At 60.0% G+C, this 17,174-nt stretch carries 17 protein-coding genes and 2 pseudogenes; 12 read left to right on the forward strand and 7 right to left on the reverse strand.

What is annotated here, in order from left to right:
• Positions 1-403 precede the first annotated feature (403 nt).
• Both B5527_RS19155 and B5527_RS19160 read left to right on the forward strand, forming a co-directional pair.
• Positions 404-829, forward strand: a complete 426-nt coding sequence (locus tag B5527_RS19155; protein WP_079602916.1) for a hypothetical protein — start codon at positions 404-406, stop codon at positions 827-829.
• Between the two features lie 91 nt (positions 830-920).
• The gene (locus tag B5527_RS19160) at positions 921-1,124 is read left to right on the forward strand and encodes a hypothetical protein (RefSeq protein WP_079602917.1); all 204 of its coding nucleotides are present in this window, start codon (positions 921-923) and stop codon (positions 1,122-1,124) included.
• A 96-nt stretch (positions 1,125-1,220) separates the two neighbouring features.
• Here B5527_RS19160 and B5527_RS44175 read toward each other — a convergent pair whose 3' ends face one another.
• From B5527_RS44175 to B5527_RS19185, 3 genes are all read right to left on the reverse strand, one after another.
• On the reverse strand, positions 1,221-1,424 hold the full coding sequence (locus B5527_RS44175; protein ID WP_154072367.1) for a hypothetical protein: 204 nt from the start codon (positions 1,422-1,424) through the stop codon (positions 1,221-1,223).
• Positions 1,425-3,559: 2,135 nt separating this feature from the next.
• Positions 3,560-3,808 carry a S1/P1 nuclease gene (locus tag B5527_RS47665; protein WP_079602921.1) on the reverse strand — a complete coding sequence of 83 codons (249 nt, stop codon included), beginning with the start codon at positions 3,806-3,808 and terminating at the stop codon, positions 3,560-3,562.
• The gene (locus tag B5527_RS19185; RefSeq protein WP_154072368.1) at positions 3,798-4,055 is read right to left on the reverse strand and encodes a hypothetical protein; all 258 of its coding nucleotides are present in this window, start codon (positions 4,053-4,055) and stop codon (positions 3,798-3,800) included. The genes B5527_RS47665 and B5527_RS19185 overlap by 11 nt, the downstream gene beginning before the upstream one ends.
• A 692-nt stretch (positions 4,056-4,747) precedes the next feature.
• On the opposite strand from B5527_RS19185, the gene B5527_RS45380 reads away from it, so the two are divergent.
• Complete coding sequence (locus B5527_RS45380) at positions 4,748-4,924, forward strand: hypothetical protein (protein ID WP_172842598.1); 177 nt, start codon at positions 4,748-4,750, stop codon at positions 4,922-4,924.
• A gap of 139 nt (positions 4,925-5,063) precedes the next feature.
• On the opposite strand, the gene B5527_RS19200 is transcribed toward B5527_RS45380, so the two are convergent.
• The 3 genes from B5527_RS19200 to B5527_RS19210 are packed head-to-tail and all read right to left on the reverse strand — an operon-like array spanning position 5,064 to position 7,169.
• On the reverse strand, positions 5,064-5,480 hold the full coding sequence (locus tag B5527_RS19200; protein WP_172842599.1) for a transporter: 417 nt from the start codon (positions 5,478-5,480) through the stop codon (positions 5,064-5,066).
• Between the two features lie 26 nt (positions 5,481-5,506).
• Entirely contained in the window at positions 5,507-6,739 is a 1,233-nt protein-coding gene (locus tag B5527_RS19205) for an HlyD family secretion protein (RefSeq protein WP_079602926.1), read from the reverse strand.
• Positions 6,732-7,169, reverse strand: a complete 438-nt coding sequence (locus B5527_RS19210) for a hypothetical protein (RefSeq protein ID WP_245332739.1) — start codon at positions 7,167-7,169, stop codon at positions 6,732-6,734. Before B5527_RS19210 ends, B5527_RS19205 begins: the two co-directional genes overlap by 8 nt.
• A 329-nt stretch (positions 7,170-7,498) precedes the next feature.
• Between B5527_RS19210 and B5527_RS47670 the strand changes: the two are divergent.
• Positions 7,499-7,812: pseudogene (locus tag B5527_RS47670) on the forward strand (autotransporter outer membrane beta-barrel domain-containing protein); the annotation flags it as partial.
• Here the strand turns inward: B5527_RS47670 and B5527_RS47675 are convergent.
• The gene (locus tag B5527_RS47675) at positions 7,790-8,059 is read right to left on the reverse strand and encodes a hypothetical protein (RefSeq protein WP_079602928.1); all 270 of its coding nucleotides are present in this window, start codon (positions 8,057-8,059) and stop codon (positions 7,790-7,792) included. The pseudogene B5527_RS47670 and the gene B5527_RS47675 sit on opposite strands and share 23 nt — an antisense overlap.
• 134 nt (positions 8,060-8,193) lie before the next feature.
• On the opposite strand from B5527_RS47675, the pseudogene B5527_RS19225 reads away from it, so the two are divergent.
• From B5527_RS19225 to B5527_RS19250, 8 genes and pseudogenes are all read left to right on the forward strand, one after another.
• A pseudogene (locus tag B5527_RS19225) lies at positions 8,194-8,431 on the forward strand (hypothetical protein).
• A gap of 289 nt (positions 8,432-8,720) precedes the next feature.
• On the forward strand, positions 8,721-9,851 hold the full coding sequence (locus B5527_RS19230; protein WP_172842600.1) for a helix-turn-helix transcriptional regulator: 1,131 nt from the start codon (positions 8,721-8,723) through the stop codon (positions 9,849-9,851).
• 334 nt (positions 9,852-10,185) lie between these two features.
• Positions 10,186-11,370, forward strand: a complete 1,185-nt coding sequence (locus B5527_RS19235) for a cupin domain-containing protein (RefSeq protein WP_079602930.1) — start codon at positions 10,186-10,188, stop codon at positions 11,368-11,370.
• Positions 11,371-11,478: 108 nt separating this feature from the next.
• Positions 11,479-11,835: a pilus assembly protein N-terminal domain-containing protein gene (locus B5527_RS19240; protein WP_172842601.1), complete on the forward strand. Its 357-nt coding sequence runs from the start codon at positions 11,479-11,481 to the stop codon at positions 11,833-11,835.
• 66 nt (positions 11,836-11,901) lie between these two features.
• A complete protein-coding gene (locus tag B5527_RS44180) occupies positions 11,902-12,057 on the forward strand; it encodes a hypothetical protein (RefSeq protein ID WP_154072369.1) in 156 nt (51 codons plus the stop codon).
• Positions 12,058-12,139: 82 nt separating this feature from the next.
• Positions 12,140-13,045 carry an AEC family transporter gene (locus B5527_RS19245; RefSeq protein ID WP_079602932.1) on the forward strand — a complete coding sequence of 302 codons (906 nt, stop codon included), beginning with the start codon at positions 12,140-12,142 and terminating at the stop codon, positions 13,043-13,045.
• A 43-nt stretch (positions 13,046-13,088) separates the two neighbouring features.
• The gene (locus B5527_RS44185) at positions 13,089-13,262 is read left to right on the forward strand and encodes a hypothetical protein (RefSeq protein ID WP_154072370.1); all 174 of its coding nucleotides are present in this window, start codon (positions 13,089-13,091) and stop codon (positions 13,260-13,262) included.
• A gap of 241 nt (positions 13,263-13,503) precedes the next feature.
• Positions 13,504-16,881, forward strand: coding sequence for an AAA family ATPase (locus B5527_RS19250; protein ID WP_079602933.1), 3,378 nt, complete (start codon positions 13,504-13,506; stop codon positions 16,879-16,881).
• Positions 16,882-17,174: the final 293 nt, after the last annotated feature.

Consider the following 17,174-nt stretch of genomic DNA (forward strand, 5'->3'; position numbering starts at 1 on the left):
GCCCAGTAATGTAGTTGGCCGCGTCGTGGAGGGTGCGAAGTGTTCGGCCGCCGGGCAGCGAAACCGGCTCGTCGAATTCGCGCGCCCAACCCCGGTTGCTAATGGCGCCAGCCCTTCTTGTCGAATTCGGTCTTGAAGCCCTTCGGCATCCGCGGATCGTCGTCGCCCGCGTTGCAACGTGGACAAGGAGCCCCGGCGGCGCCGCAGGTGCAGGCGTGCTCACCCTCCCATGGTTTATCGGGGTGGCTTTCACAAACCCAGCCGCAGTCCTCGCAGAGGGAGCATTTCACAGGGGTCGTGTGGATAAGGTACATCAACAAGACCCGTGGTGTGGCTTGGCGGTTCCTGACATCAAATCCTAGTGGCATTGCCGGATGCCCGCAAAGTGCGCTGTAGTCGCACCATGAGCACCAAATCGCGCGAGGTAATTTTCGGCAGTCAGATAGCGGGCGCCAAAATCCGCGCCGAGGGTGCCCGCCAGCGCGCCAGGGAGGCTGTTCGCGAGGCGGATCGCGCCGAGGCCGAAGCATGGTCGATCCGGATGGAGGGCTATGGCGGACCCGCGCAGCCGTCACCGACGCTCGGGCAATGCCTCAACGGCGGCCTCGGTTGGCTCCAGGTCAGATGCCATCGCTGCAAGACCGAAGCCAGCATCCCACTCGATTGCGTTCGCAGGCCGAAGGACACGCCCATATGGAAGCTTGAGGCTTCACTGAAATGCCGCTCATGCCGGAAGGGGCGTTACGCTCCGCCGGTGCACATGATCCGGCTGACAGAAGAACGGGAGACGGTGCCTTACGTTTGGGTGCATCCGGACGAGGAGAGGTGAGGTCAAGGCTTTTTCTTTTTGGGAGCGCCACGGAACGAACTCAACCTAGGACCCGTTTGGCTTCTGTCACGGCAAAAGGGGAGGGTAAGCAATGGCTCACAAAGCCAATCTCACTCCTGTCGACAAGTATGAGCCGGATCGCCGGGAGGCTGAGAGGCTCGACCTGGAGAAGCGTGCGCGATTGGAAGCGGGTTTGATCGATCCGGTGAGCGCCATTCAGCGGGTGCCAACCGCTGAGCATCAACACCGGGAAGGCCTATCGTTCTGGCAGGCGATCAAGACGATGTTCAAGTAGACTCGTCGGGACGATGAGAGGTGAGGGGCGGCCGGTTCACGCCGGGCGGGGTCCTTTTCCGACTGACCGCAGAGACCTTCGATCAGTAAGGCCGCCTCAGTTGGCGACATTGATAATCAATGCGCGGTCGCCGACCCAGCCCGGCTGGTTTTTCTTTGGCTTTTGCAGCGCGCGGCCCATGTTGGCCGGCGGTCCTTTCAATCCGACGTTCTTTGTTGCGGCCGGGATTACCACCGAACCGAAACGAGCAGCCCATCGCTGCTCGAAGCGTCTTTGAAGGTCTAGGGGAATAATGCTCATGGCTGGAGCTCCCGTTCCGGATCGCCCCAGCATTCCGCTCACCTTAAACGCGCCCAAGGCCTTAAAGGTCCCATGGGGTCACGCCGAAGTGTCATCGGTCGCGCGCCCGCTTGCGCCGTCCCAATGAATCCTCTTCGCGGGCCGGATTGAACATGCGCTCGACGTGGCGATTCAACGCCCGCACCTAAAGTGGGAACCGCGCCGCTGTCTTTCGTTTATTCCTAGGAACAACCCAACTCTTCAAGCTTTGTATCAGGCCGGTCATCGTCGACGCGGGAGGTCCGATGCCAGATTTTCAACTTGAAAGTCGATGCCGTCCTCAATTCTCGTCGTGGGGAGCCCTATCGGCCCAGGTGCTCAGTTACAATATGTGACCACGAACATCGCCGAATACTGGCGTCATGTGGCTGAGACTCACGTCGCGGCCGTCATCGCTATTGCCGGCGCCCTTGAGACACCGACGGATCGGCGGCGCAAGTTTACGGTAATTGATGGCCGGAAAAAGTAATTGCAGGTTCCCGCAACAACAAAAACCCGCCTGTTAAGGCTGGTTTTCAGCTTCCTATACACCAAACGACGGCACAGTCTGTTCACTTGCATGCGCAGCGAATTACGAACCCTAATGCTGCTCCTCTACTCCATCGCGCGCGTCGCATTGAATGCGACACTCAGTAGCGTTTTGAGTCTAAATCCGCTACTGTGACCGTACTTTGTAGCGTTCATTTTTGGTTAGTTGGAGGTCTCAAATGAGTTCTCTTCAGCAGCACATTGCGGTCATCACCAACCTTATTGATCGGTTACGCGAATTGGACCAACTGCGCGTTCGGGTCCGGAAAGCGCAGCTAACTGCCCGAAGATCGCAGCGGAGATCATCCCGCAGAAAAAGAAGGCGCATTTAGAATGAAAGGCCGCCTCAGTTGGGCGGCCTCTTTCAATTTCCACCGCGCGGGCGCTCCATCACCAACCACCACCGCGCCGTCGCGCTTGCGCACGCACCACGGTATCGGCACCACCTGGACATCCGGACGAGGAGAGGTGAGGGCGAAGCGCCGCCCCCAAGACTCAGCTAAATGCGATAGTGAGCAGGCCAGAGCAAAGCAGGATAAGACTAACCACGGTCACAGCGAGGAAAACGAATTCTTGGCGCATGGTACACTCTTCGCGCTGTGTTCTCAGCGCGGCGCACTAAAGCAAGAAACCGCGCGGGGACTGGCCCCCTCTACGGCGGCTTTTTTTTGCGAGCGTCAAAAGAATCGGCCCCAGCGTGGGGCAGAGCTGGGGCCGAACTTTAGAAGTGTCGAGAGTGACTGTCCGACACGATTCTGATGTAGGTTCGCAGCCCCGCTGATCCCATTAAATTCTGCTTTAGGGGGCCAAACGCCTCAGTCGGCGGCCTCTTTCAGCTTCCACTTCGCAGGCTTCCCCTCAGCGACATTCTGGACGCCCTTGCCGCCTGAGAAGCCAACCGCCCCGAACCTTCCGCCGCCGGTGTGCAGCAATGCGCCCGGGCGGTTTTCGTTTGACCACAGGCCTAGCGCGGGCCGTGGGACGTTCCTGTGGCTGGCCGATTGATGCTGAGTGCCGCGGGGCAACGGTATCGGATCTTCAAACCGTCGCTTCCAGCCGCGATCGCGCAGTCCGCCGGCATTACCAAAGCCCGAGTTTTGCATATTCAACGCGGCGCAATCTGAACGCGCGACGGCGTACGATCATTGACGTCTATCGAACTGTCGCGGACATAGACCTTCGGCGTCCCAAACGCGAGGTAGAGGACCGCTATCATCGTGACGACGTTGGCGACTGCCGATGCGCCAAGGAGCCAAGCGAGAGGCGAGATGTTTCGTACCCACGGCTTGAACGGCATCGGACTTTTACTCTTTGATGACCTTGGCGCTTTCGTTGGTGTTTTGGGCCAGTGCTACGCGCATCAACCTCGGCCACGATGACTGACCTGCGCGCGAGCTCGTGCCGACCGTGAAGCTCCAGAAGCGGTCTCTGCTCTTGGCATCCCCTGGTCGTGAGATCGAGATATTCAACCGCCATCCAACCGCAACCGGAGGTCGAAGGCAATAGCGGACGCACGAAGCCACCCCACTGTGCTCGGCTACGGCTGTGGAAAAGCTGGCTGCGAATCGCTAATCTCCGAATGCGCTATCCAGCAGTTTGGCGAGCCTCACGCCGGCCTTCTGCAACTGCTCTTTCACCACTGGCTCGTTCGCATCAAGGTATTCCTGGTTTATTGTCACGCTGCCGTCAGGCAGGTCGCAGGATGGTCCGTGCATCACGCAATATTGCGTCTTGGCTGCCTCCGAGATCGCAAAGGAATCGTTCGCCCAATCGCGCGGTTCTGATGCGCTCCACTTTGTTTTCAGTTCATCCGTGATCCCGTCGACTAGCTCGCTGGCGGCATCGGCGACGTCCGGACCAACAGCGGACTTCCGCCCTCAGGTTTCGGAGATTTGCCAACACGTCCTTCGGCGGCAGATCGACTTTTGACAGTACCGCCTCGGTCATCGTTGCGACGACGTTTTCGGCAAAATGGTCGATGCGGTCAATTGCGACGAGCGCAAGAATCGCAGCGACGATCACCATGATCGACGTTGCATTGATTAGCGCCAGCAGCAACTGCACAGGGAGGCTCCACAACCGCGAGGCGATTCCATTGCGATCGGGCTCGGTCACAATTGCCTCCTGTCGTCCAAGATACCGGGCTTTTCCCTTCCGCACAGACATCGACCATCTGGAACCGAACAGGGAGCTGGCGTCCGATCAGTGCAAAACCGAACGCCAGTTCGGTTCATTCACTCGTACGCAGCGCAAACGCCAGCCTGCCATCGCACACACCTGCGGACGGCTCGGCGCGTCTGGCGGACGGTGGTTCGTGCCACGCAAACACCATTGACTCTTGTCCTGCCGGGGCCGCAGCCGACAGCAATTTGCGTCACCATGTCGTCCGGCTGAGGAAGCGGCGCAGGCGTCATGCCTTGCGCCGATGTTGCAATCGATAAGGCGAAGCCAACCACAGCAATCAATCTGAGCATTGTTCTCCTCCTTTATCATCAGACGGTGCACAGTTCATGCCGACTGTCGGGCCGGGCCTTGAGATGGATCAAGGTCCGCACGGCCTTCGAGCCGGATCCTTTCCGGCATCAGCGACAAGCCGCGCCACGATTGGAGGTTGGCGAGTCCCGACGGTCAGGAAGTCACCTGCAAAGTGATCTGCTCCGTGTTGATACAGATCAGCCGTCGGCCACTTATTGGGCGCAACGTGGCTGGCCGATGGATCGGCCACACCGGCCGAACTCGACAGTGGAGAACACATTATGATCCATGTTCTGATCGTCGTTAGCTGGCTCGGCGGTGCTGTCCAGGGCGCCACGATATCGACACAGGAATTTTCGAGTGCAGAGCGTTGCGAAGCAGCCCGGCTGGCACTGATTGAGTATGCCAAGGCCCGCAGCATCGAAGAGACGCTTCGGCCTGTCTGCACGCAGAAGTGAGAGAGCGCGCAGCGGCTGAAGGCCCACCACCGCTTTTCAATATCCCTCGCCCCATCGATACTGCCACGCGATGCCGGCTGCACTGAATTCGCTGCCGGTGCGAGTTGAGATGCCGGTGCTGGCGGAAGACTTCAGCGAGTTACGGGGGTCGATCGGCAGCGCGAGGCTGAAACCGGCCCCGCGTGTTCCGTTGCTCGTTGTCGCCCTTTACGCCGTTCAGCGTGGTGTGGCCGCCCGTGAAATAGATCCCGTCGAGCGCCATCCAGACACCGGACTGGAACGTGTAGAGGATATGTGCCTGAACGGCGTAGATTGGCGCCTGAGCGAAAATATTGCCGCCGAAGAAGTCGGTGTTGTCGCTGAAGATTGTCACGCTGGGGGCGACCTCGAATGTCCAGGGACCCCAGGCCTTGGAAATCCCCAGCTCAGGCTTGAACGACCAGCGATCGTTGCCGAGGTTGAGCAGCTTGCTGTTGTCGTACTGTCCAAGTGGCGCGGAAACCTGAAGGCTCATGCCAACGATGAGATCCTGCCGGTAGCTGGCGAAGTCCTTCACCGACAGCGCAGGGGCTCCAAGCGCCATCAGTGGCCGGTCAGCACCAACGTCTTGATCGGCAGCAGCAGCGCCTGGATTCGCAGCAGCAGCGCGTGCACCAGTCCGACGCCGTCGACGACATGCAAAGCGATCTTGCGGCCGGTGCCGGTCTCCTTCGCAGAGATTTCCTCGTGGTTGCTGGTGTAGGCGTTGACGATACAGCTGCTGCCGGCCGTCACCCCCTCAAGGCCGCCCCTGTAGAGCGGCTCCAGGTAGACGAGGATCGTCCCGGGTCTGGTGATGTTCTGCGCTTCGACCAGCTGCTCGCCGCCGCGAAACTGACCGGCGGCGATGTAATCCTGAACCGTGGTGACGACCATCGGGATGATCACCCAGGGCCTGGAGACGCAGGTCGCCTCCGCCACCATCCCTTCCTTCATGACTTGAGCCTCAATCTGGCCGAAACCCGCCTGCAGTACCCGCTGGCCGGCGCCTTCCGGAATCAGAATCCCGGCGGGCCGCATGAATGGATTGACCACGTCGCCCGTGCGCAGCGCGAACTGTTCGACCCGGCCGGTAACCCCGGCGCGGACGAAGGTCTTGTCCAGGTCCACCTGCGCCTGCGCCAACGCCGCTTCGGCGCTCGCCTTTTCCGCCGGCAGGAGCGTCGAAACGCGCAAGGACGCCGATTGCTTCACCGCGGCGGCCGCATCGACCCCGGCCTGGCGCTGGTTGACCATTACCTGCAGCTTCTCGATGTCGCGCTGCGGCACGATGCCGGGATTGCGGCGCTGCAGTTCGCTCTTGACGTCGAGCTCGTCCTTGGCCTGCTGGAGATTGGCCGTGGCTTCCTGAACCTGGGCTTCCGCCTTGACCACCTCCGATTCCGCCGACACCATCGCGGCATCGACCTCCGCGATCTTGCGCTTGGCCGTTTCGAGCGCCGCCTCCTGTTTCGAGCTATCCAGCCTGAAGATCACGTCGCCCTTGGAGACCGGCGCACTGAAGCCGATGTTGACTTCCGCCACACGTCCCGACCCTTCGGGAAGAATCGGAACCGTCCTGAAGAACAACGTGGCGCTGGTGGTCGAGGGATGAAAATAGAAGATCATCGTTATCAGCGAGATCGTCAGCATCAGACATCCGGTGATGCCCCATCTGAGCTCGTACCAGACCGAATAGAACGTGATCTCCTTGCCAAACCGCTTGTTCTGGACATAGCGGCGGTAGAGATAATCGGGCAAGATCGTCACAAGGGAGCAAATCATCAGCTCAAACATGGGGCCTATCGCCTTCTGTGCGCCGCTTGCGCTCTTCTGCAGCGTCGGTTGGAAGTGACGCGGGAGCCAACGCCGCTTCCTGCTCCGCTTCGGCACTGGTATCCGGCCCGGTGTCCGCTATTTTTTCAACCGACCCCGCAATGCTGCGCAGCGGGGTGCCGAAATCGGGGATATCGATCATGGCAAGCAGCAGTCCCGCTACCCAGAACAGGTGGATGTGCGTGAAGAGCGCCAGCAGGCCCAGAATGGCCACGATCTCGAACTGCAATTTCTCCGACTTGTGTGCCATGCGCTCCGGCAGGCTATGCAATCGCAAATAAAGTGTGCCGACCCAGACGAGGGCGGCGACCAGAAAGATGCCCATCACGACCATCAGGACATCGGTCCCGCTTCCCGGGGCGAGGTAGAAGGGCAGATGATGCGGGCCCATCGGATGAATCTGCGCGTTCAATGTTCTCTCCCCGAAAGACCCAAGGCGTTCTGTGGTCGAGGACACCGTATCGGGGGTCTCGGGCGTTGATCTGGATCAACGGAAGGGGGCAGGACCGGATTCCAGTCGCACGTCCCGCGTCTTCGACCGAAGCCGCGCCTTCCGTACTAACGCATGGCTGGTCGCGGAGCCCGGCGGGGACGCTTCCGGACTCCGCGATCCTAGCTTCACTCTGCCGGAACGCGGTTCGCCGCCGCGTACATGTCCCGGTAGCCGCGCGCGATCAGCCGCACGCCCCGCCCGTTTGGTCGTTGATCTACGCGACGGTCAGCGACCGCACCGTGACGATCGCGGGCGTCGATCAATTGCGTGCAAGGTTCAACGCCAATGCATTCTCGGGCCGCGTCGAAGGCGGCTATCGTTTCGTCACGCCGTGGATGGGCCTCACGCCTTATGCCGCCGGACAGTTCACGACGTTCGATCTGCCGGCCTATACCGAGCAGGCGCTGTCCGGCGCCAACACCTTCGCGCTCAACTACGCTTCGAAGGGCGTCACGGCGACACGCAGCGAGTTGGGTGTGCGCACCGATAAATCTCCTGGGCGATGCAGGACGCGATCTTCACCGTGCGCGGCCGCCCCGCGCCAGCTCGATGACGTGGTCCGCCGACAATATCGCGCTAACCAGATCAGACTGCGGCGCGGTGTGGATTTCGTACAAATGATGCTGGGATTCCGGTTGCGACATAAACCGTTCGATGCACTCGTCGAGAGTGCCGTCCATGATCATGTAGGGACGCGCGCCGAGGGTGGCGCTCACGCGCTCCTTGTTGACTGATGGCCATTTTCTGAGGGTTGCGGGGGCACTGAAATCAATTCGGGTATCGGACATGCTTAACCGGGTCACCTTTTCTTACATACGTCAATAGAAGCGCAGAACGTGGTGTTGGGCAAACGCTCGGCCGCAGCCCGGTGGCGGCTTAGATCGCCGTGGCCGCCATCACCGTGGCAGCGGACTTCGCGGCTATTGGCGGGGCCCTTGTCGCGCTGCCTTTCGCCACCGATGACGGCATTGCGGCTGGCGAGCCGACCGAATGCTTCAATCCCATCGCCGTTGTAACGCGCTGAGGCGCTCCCGCGCAAGGAAGGTCACGTTGGCGCGGTCGCGTTTAGCCGCACCGGCGATCCTGCTACGGGCGATTTCAGCGATGCCAGGGTGATTGGGAAGTTCGGCGACGTGCCGGATGATTTGAGTGCGTTGTGATCATACGAATGCACCCGAGATCGCGCCTTACGTTTGGGTGGATCCGGATGATGATGATCGGCGCCGACGGTGGCCACCAAGCTAGGTGACGCCTATAGCTCCAAACGCTGCTGACGTAATGTCCGCTATCGGGGGCAACCCGGACTCCTCGGGTGCAGCGCGGAAACGACGCGAATGACCCAAATGCGACATCGATTGAACGGACGGCCACCGTTTCTATGGACCCTAGATTTGAATGACATTGGCGGACCGAACCGGTAGGCTCGGGGCTTCCGGCAGGAGATGCCCGATGAATCTGCAGCAGCTGTCGGACACGATCGGCGTTATTTACGATTGCGCACTGGAGCCAGAACGTTGGCCACAAGCGCTTAGCCAAGTCGGAGAATTGTGCCAGGCACCGTTCGCCTTTGTGCTGGCGCATGACGTCGAGCGGAACCAGCCCGGACGGGTGTTTCAACATGGTGGCCGCGCTGAGTGGATGATGAAATATTGCGGGCAATACGCGACCATCAACCCGCTATTCACGGCCTCATGGCTTCGCCCGATTGGCGAAGTCTACACCCCCGACGATCTCTTTAGTCGTGACGAATGGTTTGAGAGCCGGTTCTACAAGGAATTCATTCAACCATCAGGTTTCGTTGATCTGATGGGGTTGATGGGGCTTCGCTCGGGAAGCCGGGCCGTCTGGTTTACTGCCGCGAGAATGGGCGAGGCATCCCAATTTTCCGGCGCGGATAACCAGGCTTTCCAGCTGCTCTCACCCCATGTCTGTCGCACGATCAAGATTTCGCACGCTTTGGACCTGCGCACGCTCAAATCTGAAAATTTGGAGGCCGCACTCGACGCGTTGTCTACTGGAGTGTTTCTTCTCGACAGCCAGGCACGCGTCATGCACGCCAACCGCGCGGGCGAGCGACAGGTTAGGACCGGAAACGCGCTGCGCATCGTCAACGACCGGTTTTCCCCAACTGATAGCTCTGCGAATGCAAATTTTATGAAGGCTCTTTCGCCAAAAACCGATTGGGACCGCAAATCAGTTGAGAATATGCATTCGATCGCGATGCCGGCCAACGATGGCGAAGGTTTGATTGCGACCATACTGCCGATCGGCGACGGCCACCGTTCGAGCCTGATGGCGCCTTGGTCAGCACAATGGGCGGTGTTCTCGCAGAACCCGATGTCCGTTCCGCAAATACCGGGGGAGGCTTTTGCACGGCTACATGGACTAACGGGTGGTGAATTGCGCGTTGTGCTCGCGGTGTTGCCTGGATTGGGCGTACCAGAAGCAGCAGAACTTCTCGGCCTAAGCAAGGAAACAGTAAAAACACACCTTCATCGTGCCTTCGAAAAGACGGGGACAAAAAGACAAGCCGAGTTGGCCAGGTTGTTCATGGCTTCCACACCGCCGACACACGGGTAGCGCCAAACAGCAATTGCTGGGACGTATCCCCACGCATTCCCGCGAACGGCATTGCGCCTTATCTCGGCGATCCCTCATCTGGTCCGTACACAGTTGAGGGGACAATCAAAACCACCTTGTTTACAACAACTGGCACACATCATGCTGATTACTGACTATTTCCATAATCCGCTTATCAACCGATACTTTCATTGACTCCGGTCGAGTATCCCCTGATCGGGTGACGCGCGCCTGCGTACGATCCGCCATCATCATAAAATCGTTCTTTCGGTAGGGCGCGCGTCCGCTGACTACCACGATCGGCGGTCAGTACCAAAAAAAGTGAGGAAGCATCATGACCGACACAAATCGTCGAGTATTCCTTGGCGGCCTTGCTGTCGCCGCCGGTGGCCTTGCCGCGACACAGTCACTCGCCGCCGGCAATGACGGCCACGCTGCAGGATATGACGTCGCTCCCGCCTCGGACTATGTACCGCTGATTCCGCGGCGCACCGGCGATCCCGTCACATTTACGGCCTCGCTCGACAAATCGCCGATCAAGTCGACTTCCGGCGGCTGGGCCCGCGACATCACCACCAAAGGACTGCCGATCGCCACCGGCATCGCAGGCGCGCATCTGTTCCTCAGCGCCGGCGGGATCCGCGAGATGCATTGGCACAATTCCGCGGAATGGGCCTACGTCTTGAGCGGCCATTGCCAGGTGACCGTCGTCGATCCCGAAGGCGAAACCGAGGTGGCCAACTATGCTCCCGGCGATCTCTGGTACTTTCCCAAGGGACATGCCCATTCGATTCAGACGCTTGGACCCGAGCCTTGCCACGCCATCCTTGCTTTCGATGACGGCTTGTATGGGGAGCACGGAACATTCGGCCTCAGCGACTGGATGAGCCGGTTCGATGCGGGGATGCTTACGCAGGCACTGGGTCTGCCCAAAGACTACGTCGCCAAGATTCCGGCCGCCGAGGTCTACATCCGGCAGGGCGACGTGATCGGCCGCGATAGCGCGGAAGCGCGCACTGTTCGCGTGCTGGATGGAAAGCGGACGCATCGCTTCCCCCTCATGGCGCAGAAGCCGCGTGTCAGCTCACCTGGGGGCGCCATCCATGTTGCATCAGCCAAGGAATATCCGATCGCAACGACAATCACCGGGGTTGTCACAAGATTGAAAGCCGGAGCAATACACTCACCCCATTGGCATCCGAACGCCAACGAATGGCACTACGTTGCCAAGGGGCGGACACGGGTCACCTTGTTTGCACCCGACAAGCGAATGGCTGTGGCTGAGCTCTCGCCGGGCGACTGCGCCTATATTCCGCGCGGGTGCGGTCATTCCGTGCAGAACATCAGCGCGGAAGAAAGCGAAATGGTCGGCGTCCTGGACAGCGGTACGTATGCGGAAAGCTCGCTGTCCGACTGGATCGCGAAGGCGCCTCACCACGTGCTTGCCAACAATCTCGGCCTGCCGGCGGAAACCTTCACGACAGTCACGAACAGATCGGTGATTGTTGCAGCGAGCTGAGGGCCGTTTGTCCCGCTTCGGCTCAGATAGTCCGTTCGTCAAACCGATAAATGGTCCGGTACCATGAGTAGTAGCCACAAATATTGCAGGCGCGCATTGATTGCCGCAATGCCACGCGCGCTCGTATTCGCTCTCGCATTGGCTGTGTTCGCAACGGCGGCGTCCCTAACCCTCGCCGCGGATCGGACGATCATTCTGAAAGTCGGTGCCACGTCGGCGCTGCTGCTCGAGAGGCCATTCAATACCATGTTGATCGGCGATCCCGACGTTGTCGATGTCCTTGTGCGCGACGATCGCTCGGTGATCCTGCAGCCGCTGAAACCAGGAGCAACAAACATCATTTTCCTTGATGGGCGGAGCATCGCGATCACCAACGTCGGCATTCTGGTCTGCAATCTCGGCGTGAGCGCCATCACCTACCCTGACAAATCCGTTTGCGAGCACGTCGATGAACAGCCAACTTGAAACCGGTTTGGATGGTCTTCACGCGCGCTTCTGAGCGTGGACATAGGATCGAATGGGAGAACGTAAATGAGCGTAGTCGAGCGATTTTACACCCGATTTCCCACCGAGACTGCTGAATCCGTTGATGACGGTGCCGCAATCTTCTGTGGGATCAGCCTGCTACTTGCCGCCGTGGCGGTGATCTTCAGTTGGCTCGGATCGTCTGGCCCGATTTTCTACTGAGACGATCAAATAATGGCAGGCGCCGGCTTGGCGCTCGATTTCGGCGATTTAACGTTACCGCCAGCGGCTTGGGGCACGTTCAATGAATAATATCAATCTGCTGTTCGTCTGCCTCCTTCTCGGCATGGGTCTTCGCACCACGCGACGGCTGCCGGAAAACGCACATGTTGCGCTCAACGCGTTCATCATCAACATCTCCCTGCCTGCCCTCATCGTCCTGCAGATCCACCACGTTGCCCTCCAAACGCAACTGCTATTCAGCATCGCGATGCCGTGGTTGATGTTCGCGCTCGGTGTCGGCTTTTTCTGGACGCTTTCCTCGCGTTTGAAATTCTCGCGCGAAACCACCGGGGCGCTGATGCTGGCCGGCGGGCTCGCGAATACCTCTTTTGTCGGACTGCCGATGATCGAGGCCTTTTTCGGCGCTTCCAATATGGCGACCGGCATCCTCATCGATCAGCTGGGTAGCTACCTGGTCCTCAGCACGTTGGGGATCACGGTCGCCGCCATTTATTCGGCGGGTACGGAATCCAAAACCGCTGTCTTCAAGCGGGTCCTCACATTCCCGCCTCTGCTTGCCCTGATCGCGGCATTCATTCTGATGCCCTTCGAGTTCCCCGATTGGGTCTCCGACGCGCTCAAGCGTTTAGGCGACACCCTTTCCCCATTAGCCCTCGTTTCAGTCGGTTTCCAATTGAGGTTTGACCAAACCACCGGGCTCAAGACCGCGCTTGCGACGGGCCTGGGGTTCAAGCTGTTCCTGGCCCCCATCGTGATCGCTTCCATTTACTTCATCGTGTTGGGCACCGGCGAAGAAATCACCCGAGTGACCCTGTTTGAAGCTGGGATGGGCCCGATGATCGGCGGTGCAATAGTCGCGGCCCAGCACGGCCTGAACCCGCCACTGGTCTCGTTGATGGTTGGAGTTGGCATATCACTTTCGTTTCTCACACTGCCGCTGTGGTCCTACGCCTTGCACCACCTTTGACGGTTGAAATCGATGATGGCTCTCAAAAATGAAAGGGAAACCAATGAAAATCCTTGAAGCGCTACAATCATACGAAGTTCGCTCCAGTGGAAGAGATCTGCACTTCATTTTCGGCTATTTCGGATTAGCAATGTGTATGTTGGGTGCGATCTATGCTGCCGCGTTGTCTCCCGGAAACACGGTCAGCGATTTGGCATTGATGTCCGTGTTTCCCTGACAATCCAAGCTCTGCCGGCAAGGGCGTCGTCCGCTATCAGTGGTGAGCCGACTTCCGCTGTTGGCACTTTTCCGACATGTCGGGGCGGTCTGACTATGTCCGTTCATAGGGGCAGACCGGAAGTGGCCCAACCACGGTCGAAACGACGCGATTGACCCGAACCGGTGATTCAAAACCGGGCCCTAGACAGGCTATCTCCCCTGGTGGATCATGCGTCGGTAGGCGAGCCAGGGGCGCCGTTATGGACGTCGGAGGTTGGCTGCGGAGGCTTGGCCTCGAACAGTATGAGGCCTCATTCCGCGAGAATAAGATCGACGACACGGTCCTGCCGAGGTTGACGGCCGAGGACTTGAAGGATCTTGGTGTCGGATTTGTCGGACATCGTCGAAAGCTGCTCGACGCCATCGCAGCCTTGCGCGCTCAAGTAAGCGCACCAACGCCGCCATTATCCGATGCGCCTCTGGCAATCGACAAATCCGCCAAGGACACCGCCGAGCGCCGCCAGGTCACCGTGATGTTCTCGGACCTTGTCGGCTCGACAGCACTCTCCGCGCGAATGGACCCTGAGGATTTGCGCGAGGTCATTGCGGCTTATCAGAAGTGCGTTGCCGAGGCCGTGCGTCGCTTTGGCGGGTTTGTGGCGAAATACATGGGCGACGGCGTGCTCATCTATTTCGGTTATCCACAAGCGCATGAGGACGACGCCGAGCGGGCGGTGCGAGCGGGGCTAGAGTTGATCGCGGCGGTCACTGCACTCAAATCGCCAGTTCCCCTGCAAACCCGCGTTGGTATCGCCACTGGACTGGTCGTCGTCGGCGACCTGATCGGATCGGGAGAGGCGCAGGAGCACGGCATCGTCGGCGATACGCCGAACCTTGCGGCACGCTTACAGGGCGTTGCAGAGCCGAACAGCCTGGTGGTTGCTGAAAGTACACGCAAACTCGTGGGCAGCTTGTTCGAGCTTGAGGATCTTGGTCCACAGGAACTCAAGGGTATTTCAGGGCCTGTACGAGCCTGGGTGGCACTACGACCGGCTTCAGTGGAAGGCCGTTTCGAAGCCATGCATGCGAGCGGCGTGACTTACCTCGTCGGGCGGGAAGAAGAACTCGACTTGGTGCTGCGGCGGTGGTCGAAAGCCAAATCCGGCGAAGGACAGGTAGTGTTGCTCTCCGGCGAGGCAGGCATCGGCAAGTCGCGACTGACGGCGGCACTTCTGGAGCGCCTCTCCGGCGAAGCGCACACGCGCTTGCGCTATTTCTGCTCGCCGCAGCACACAGACAGTGCATTCTATCCGATCAGTGGCCAGATGGAGCGCGCCGCCGGACTGGCGCACGACGACAAACCGCAAGCGAAGCTCGACAAGCTCGATGCGCTTCTCGCCCAGACCTCGACCTCGACCCAGGCTGCCGCACTCTTTGCCGAGATGCTGTCGCTCCCAAATGATGGACGCTATCCCGTGCAGGAGCTTTCTCCGGAACATCGCAGGCAAAGAACGCTCGAAGCGTTGATGGCGCAACTTGCAGAATTGGCGCACCAGCAACCGGTGCTGATGATCTTCGAGGATGCGCATTGGGTCGATCCGACGAGCCTGGAAGTGCTCGGTCGGACTGTCCACCGGATTAAAACTCTTTCGACGCTGCTCATCGTAACTTCCCGTCCCGAGTTCGACGCGCCGTGGGTGGGACAGTCGCATGTGACGAGCCTGACGCTCAACCGGCTTGGGGAACGTGAAGCGGTCGCCATCATCGCGCGGCTGGTCGGGAACAAGGAGCTGCCGGCGGATGTGATGGTGGAGATCGTCGAGCGCACCGACGGCATTCCCCTGTTCGTGGAGGAGATGACGAAGGCGGTTCTGGAGGCGGAGAGCGAGGGAGCGGCCCGGCGCACGCTCGCTTCGGTTCCGTCTCCCGCCTTGGCGGTCCCGGCAAGCTTGCAAGCATCGCTGATGGCGCGGCTCGATCGGCTCGGCCCCGCCAAGGAGGTGGCGCAGATCGGATCGGCGATCGGGCGGGAGTTCTCCCATGCGCTGCTGGCGTTGGTGGCGCGGAAGTCCGAGGCGGAGCTGGGATCGGCGCTTGATCGTCTCGTTCAGACAGGTTTGCTGTTCCGGCAGGGCGTGCCGCCGCAGGCGAGCTACCTTTTCAAGCATGCCCTGGTGCAGGACGCGGCCTATGGCACGCTGCTGCGCGAGCCGAGACGCGCGCTTCACGCCCGTATCGCCGAAATCCTTGAAAGCCAATTCGCCGAGACTGCCGAGAGCCAGCCCGAGATCCTGGCGCGTCACTGCACCGAGGCTGGGCTGATCGAGAAGGCCGCGGGATTATGGGGCAAAGCGGGTGAGCGGTCGCTCGATCGCTCGGCGCTTGCGGAAGCCGCGGCCCAGTTCACCCGTGCCCTCGAGCAGATCGCGACCTTGCCCGGCACGCCGACCCTGCGTCGCGAGCAGATCAAGCTTCAGGTCGCGCTCATAACCCCAATCATCCATGTCAAAGGCTATGCCACGGTCGAAACCAAGACGGCTGCGGAGCAGGCACGTTTGCTGATCGAGCAAGCTGAAGCGCTGGGAGAGCCTCCCGAAGACCCGCTGCTGCTGTTCTCGGTCCTCTACGCCTTCTGGGTAGCGAACTTTGTGGCCTTCAATGGCGATGTCTGTCGCGATCTCGCGGCGCAGTTCCTGGTGCTCGCGGAAAAGCAAAGGGCGAAAGCCCCGCTGATGATCGGGCATCGCCTCATGGGAACTTCCTTGTTGATAAGGGGGGACATCACGGAAGGCCGGGCGCACTTGGATCAGGCGATCGCGCTTTACGATCCCGCCGAGCATCGTCCGCTGGCGACGCGATTTGGCCAAGACGTTGGGGTGGCAGCCTTATCCTATCGGTCGTGGGCTCTGTGGTTGCTTGGCTATCCCGAGGCGGCGCTCAGAGACGCTGATGACGCGCTCAAGAAAGCGCGAGAGATCGGTCAAGCCGCTTCGCTGATGTACGCTTTAAACCATACCACGGTATCATATACACTCTGCGGCAATCACGCCGAGGCCGCCTCGCAAGCCCAGGAGCTTTTCGCTCTCGCCGAAGAAAAAGGTGCCTTTTTTTGGAAGGCGGCCGGAATGATGCGCCGTGGTAGCGTATTGGCCCTGACCGGCAAGGCTTCGGACGCGAACGAAATGTTGATCTCCGGGATTACTGCCTATCGGTCAACGGGAGCAACTGGTTTCTTGCCACTCTTTTTGCCGCAATTGGCACGCGCCCATGCGGAGCTTGGGCTCGAGGAGGCTTGGCGCTGGATCGGCGAAGCGATGACAGCGGTGGAAACAGCCAAGGAAAAATGGTGCGAGGCCGAAGCTCATCGCGTGGCCGGCGAAATTTCATTAAAGTCCCCGGAGCCGGTTGTGGCGAAAGCGCAAGCCTATTTCGAGCGCGCGCTATCGGTAGCGCGGGCGCAGCAGGCAAAGTCCTGGGAGCTGCGCGCGGCGATGAGCATGGCGCGGCTATGGCGCGATCAGGGCAAGCGGGACGAGGCCCGTGACATACTCGCTCCGATCTACGGCTGGTTCATTGAAGGCTTCGACACGCTCGATCTGAAGGAGGCCAAGGCGTTGCTCAACGACCTGCACGACTGACAACGAGTTTTGATGCCCGAATTTTTGTTGCAGCGCATGAGTCCGTTCCTGGCACGAAACGGACATGGCGGGGCCGTCAGAGGATGTCTGTTGTGGAGAGAGTAGAACGGACATGCCGTTCCAGCGCGGCCACTTCCGTTTTTGGTAGCGGTTGCCGGGTGGGGCTTGCACCCACTGGAAAGCGCCGCCTTGTCACGGCGCACACCCGGGACGGACATCGCAAGGTTGGCTCGCTTCACTCGAAATTCGATGCACTAGGTCCTTCCGTGTGCTAATTTGCCCAGCGTTCGTCT

The organism is Bradyrhizobium erythrophlei (genome assembly GCF_900129425.1).
Lineage (GTDB): Bacteria > Pseudomonadota > Alphaproteobacteria > Rhizobiales > Xanthobacteraceae > Bradyrhizobium > Bradyrhizobium erythrophlei_C.

Coding starts and splice junctions, on each gene's coding strand:
- B5527_RS19155 (WP_079602916.1), top strand. CDS start 404: ATGAGCACCAAATCGCGCGAGGTAATTTTCGGCAGTCAGATAGCGGGC.
- B5527_RS19160 (WP_079602917.1), top strand. CDS start 921: ATGGCTCACAAAGCCAATCTCACTCCTGTCGACAAGTATGAGCCGGAT.
- B5527_RS44175 (WP_154072367.1), bottom strand. CDS start 1,424: ATGAGCATTATTCCCCTAGACCTTCAAAGACGCTTCGAGCAGCGATGG.
- B5527_RS45380 (WP_172842598.1), top strand. CDS start 4,748: ATGATCCATGTTCTGATCGTCGTTAGCTGGCTCGGCGGTGCTGTCCAG.
- B5527_RS19205 (WP_079602926.1), bottom strand. CDS start 6,739: ATGTTTGAGCTGATGATTTGCTCCCTTGTGACGATCTTGCCCGATTAT.
- B5527_RS19210 (WP_245332739.1), bottom strand. CDS start 7,169: ATGGGCCCGCATCATCTGCCCTTCTACCTCGCCCCGGGAAGCGGGACC.
- B5527_RS47675 (WP_079602928.1), bottom strand. CDS start 8,059: ATGTCCGATACCCGAATTGATTTCAGTGCCCCCGCAACCCTCAGAAAA.
- B5527_RS19230 (WP_172842600.1), top strand. CDS start 8,721: ATGAATCTGCAGCAGCTGTCGGACACGATCGGCGTTATTTACGATTGC.
- B5527_RS19235 (WP_079602930.1), top strand. CDS start 10,186: ATGACCGACACAAATCGTCGAGTATTCCTTGGCGGCCTTGCTGTCGCC.
- B5527_RS19240 (WP_172842601.1), top strand. CDS start 11,479: ATGCCACGCGCGCTCGTATTCGCTCTCGCATTGGCTGTGTTCGCAACG.
- B5527_RS44180 (WP_154072369.1), top strand. CDS start 11,902: ATGAGCGTAGTCGAGCGATTTTACACCCGATTTCCCACCGAGACTGCT.
- B5527_RS19245 (WP_079602932.1), top strand. CDS start 12,140: ATGAATAATATCAATCTGCTGTTCGTCTGCCTCCTTCTCGGCATGGGT.
- B5527_RS44185 (WP_154072370.1), top strand. CDS start 13,089: ATGAAAATCCTTGAAGCGCTACAATCATACGAAGTTCGCTCCAGTGGA.
- B5527_RS19250 (WP_079602933.1), top strand. CDS start 13,504: ATGGACGTCGGAGGTTGGCTGCGGAGGCTTGGCCTCGAACAGTATGAG.